This is a genomic window from Streptomyces sp. NRRL B-24572, assembly GCF_002156145.1.
Lineage (GTDB): Bacteria > Actinomycetota > Actinomycetes > Streptomycetales > Streptomycetaceae > Streptomyces > Streptomyces vietnamensis.
Map to the genome: position 1 here is coordinate 1 of NZ_MWIG01000831.1, position 3,351 is coordinate 3,351.

Below are 3,351 nucleotides of genomic sequence, written 5' to 3' on the forward strand. Positions count from 1 at the left end.
AGCCGGAGAGACGGTCCTCGGCCGGTGGGGCGGCGGCGGGGAGGGCGGCCGTCGCGGCGGCTTTCGTCCCGGTCCTCTTCGTGCCGGCCTGGCCGTCCAGGCGGTACGGCTTCACCCGGGTGCGCTTGAGGTTCTTCGTCCACTGCGTCGCGGCGATCGACACGGAGCCGGAGGCGAGGCCGAACTGGGCCTCGATCGCGGCGTTGCTGGAGGGGATCAGCCCGTACTGCCAGGTCGTGGCGGTGCGCGGGGAGATCTCGAAGCCGTCGTCGCCGTGCACGCCGAACTCGTCGACGCGGCTGGCCGCGTGGAAGGCGCCGCACACGTACAGGCAGTCCGCCGGGTCGGTGCCGGTCGCGGCCAGGTGCTCGCGCATCCGGGTCCACATGTACCGCTCGCGGTCCTCGTCGACGCGGACCCGGTCGCCGTCCCCCGGCGCGAGCCGCCGGAACAGGCTGCCGATGAGGAACATGACCTGGCGGTAGGTGTCGTGGTCGCTGTCGCCGAGCGGCACCTCGACGTACTGGTGCCACCACTCCGACCAGTGCCGCACCTTGCCGTGGCGGAGCAGGTGCTCCTCCAGTTCGGCGAAGCGCGGCCGCAGGTCGCCGATCTCGACGCCGACGGCCTCGCCGTGGAGTGCCGGCTCGGTGCCGCCTTCCTCACGGGCGCCCGGCTCGTCGGCGCGGTCGTGCCGCGGGTCCCACTGGAAGACGTGGTCGGAGGAGCGGTCGACGAGGACCAGTTCCACGCCGGGGGTGTCGAGGGCGTACGCGATGGCCTGGTACTCGGCGGAGGCCTCCGTGATCGGGGCGACGACGGACAGCGGCGCCCAGTCGGGCGGGAAGCCGTCGATGTCGCTCGCGAACGCCTGCACCGCGACCGGCAGCCGGCAGTTCCGCAGCTCGGTGAGGAGCGGGGCCATGTCCTCGCACAGCTCCAGGTACACGACCTTGGGCTGCTTCTCGCGCAGCCGCCGGGCCATGGCGAGGGCGGAGGCCGGGGAATGGTGGCAGACGGGAAAGATCTCCAGCGGTTCCGTCACCGCTCGGTCGACGTCGTCGACCAGTCCGAGGAGGATGCCCTCGAGGGCGTCCGGTCCGTCGGCGAACTCGGCAGCCGCCTCGTGCAGTTGTCCGCGCAGCGCGGTGAAGGGGGTCCCGGTCACGACAGCTTCGCGATCGCTTCGCGGCCGCCTTCGAGGAACTCGGGCCAGGAGCCGCCCTCCTCCTTGCCGCGCGGCTCGACGACGCCGTGCAGGTACTTGTTGAGGATGGCCAGGTCCTCCGGTTCGCGCCGGGCCAGCGTGCCGACCAGGGAGGCGGCGAGGGTGCGGGCGGTCAGGGTGCGCTCGCCGAAGAAGTTGCTGTGCAGGATCGAGTCCTCCAGGACGCCGATCTGCTCGGCGGTCGAGAGGGCGGACTCCAGCTTCTCGTCGTCGCTGCCGGCCGCTGCGGCGGAGGCCCGCAGGTCGGCGAAGCTCTGCAGGAGGACGTCGAGGAGGGTGGGCGGCACGTCCAGCTCGACGGCGTGCCGGCGCAGGAGCTCCTCGGTGCGGAAGCGGACGATCTCGGCCTCGCTCTTCTTGTTCGTCACGACCGGGATGCGGACGAAATTGAACCGGCGCTTCAGCGCGGACGAGAGGTCGTTGACCCCCCGGTCGCGGCTGTTGGCGGTGGCGATGATCGAGAAGCCGGGCTTGGCGAAGACGATGTTCTCGCCGTCGGCGCCGTCGAGTTCGGGGACCGAGATGTACTTCTCGGAGAGGATCGAGATGAGCGCGTCCTGCACGTCGCTGGTGGAGCGGGTCAGCTCCTCGAAGCGGCCGATGGTGCCGGTCTCCATCGCGGTCATGATCGGCGAGGGGATCATCGACGCGCGGGACTGGCCCTTGGCGATGACCATCGACACGTTCCAGGAGTACTTGATGTGGTCCTCGGTCGTGCCGGCCGTGCCCTGGACCACCTGCGTGGAGTTGCGGCTGATCGCGGCCGAGAGGAGTTCGGCGAGCCAGCTCTTGCCGGTGCCGGGGTCGCCGATGAGGAGCAGGCCGCGGTCGGAGGCGAGGGTGACGATGGAGCGCTCGACGAAGCTGCGGTCGCCGAACCACTTCTGCGACACCTCCCGGTCCAGACCGTCGGCGCGCTCGGAGCCGAGGATGAACAGGCGGACCATCTTCGGGGAGAGGCGCCAGGAGAACGGCTTGGGGTTGTCGTCGATCGACTCCAGCCAGTCGAGTTCCTCGGCGTACTTGATCTCGGCGGGAGCGCGGAGCAGGTCGGACATGTACGGAGCCTTTCGGTCTCGGGTGAGGTCTCAGGTGAGGAAGGTCTTGAGTTCGTGCACGAGCTTGCCGATGTGGCCGGAGATCACCGGGGTGCCGAGCGCCTTGAACCGCTCCCGGAACCAGGGGTTGACCTCCTGCCGTCCGGAGCTGGTCACCGAGCCCACGGGGATGAACCGCACCCCGGAGCGGTGGACCTCCTCGATGCCCTCGAACAGCGGCTGTGAGCGGCTGAACTCGTAGAAGTCGGAGATCCAGACCATGACGGTGTTCTTCGGCTCGGCGATCTTCGGCCGGGCCATGGCCATCGCCACCGGCCCGTCGTTGCCGCCGCCGAGGTTGGTGCGCAGGAGCACGTCGAACGGGTCGTGCACCCAGGGCGTGAGGTCGATCGCACGCGTGTCGTACGCGATGAGGTGGACGTCCACCTTGGGGAGCCCGGCGAAGATCGAGGCGAGGATGGTGCAGTTGACCATCGAGTCGACCATGGAGCCGGACTGGTCCACGACGACGACGAGCCGCTGGGGCGTGGTCCTGCGGACGGTGTGCCGGTAGTAGAGGCGGTCGACGTAGAGCCGCTCCTCCTCCGGGCTCCAGTTGGTGAGGTTCTTCCAGATGGTGCGGTCGAGGTCGAGGTTGCGGAAGACCCGCTTGGGCGGGACCGAGCGGTCGAGCTCGCCGGCGGTGGCCTTCTCGACCTGGGTACGGAGCACCTGGGCGACCTCGTCGACGTACCGCCTGATCAGCGCCTTGGCGTTGGCGAGGGCCGTGCCGGAGAGGTTGCCCTTGTCGCGCAGCAGTTGCTCGATCAGGGACATGCTGGGCGTGAGCTGTGCGGCCAGTACGGGGTCGGCGAGGACTTCGCGCAGGTGCATGCGGTGGACGAGGTCGGCCTCGATGGCGGCGAGCTCGGGGCCGAGGCCGCCGCCGGTGAGAGCCGCGCCCGCCGCCTTTCCGCCGCGCAGTCCGCCGGGCGGGCAGCCGTGCGCGCGTTCCAGCCAGCCCGCGTCCGACTGCCAGCGGGCGAGCTGCCCGGCGGAGACGGTGCCGGAGCCGGTGGCGAAGAC

Annotated in this window: 2 protein-coding genes and 1 pseudogene; all 3 read right to left on the reverse strand. The window is 70.3% G+C overall.

Annotated elements, in window-relative coordinates:
- Nucleotides 1-1,168: pseudogene (locus CCN56_RS36845) on the reverse strand (DUF5682 family protein); the annotation flags it as partial.
- Entirely contained in the window at nucleotides 1,165-2,286 is a 1,122-nt protein-coding gene (locus tag CCN56_RS36850) for an AAA family ATPase (protein WP_086832084.1), read from the reverse strand. The pseudogene CCN56_RS36845 and the gene CCN56_RS36850, both read right to left, overlap by 4 nt.
- Before the next feature lie 30 nt (nucleotides 2,287-2,316).
- On the reverse strand, nucleotides 2,317-3,351 hold a 1,035-nt coding region (locus CCN56_RS36855), incomplete at its 5' end, for a VWA domain-containing protein (protein ID WP_086832085.1).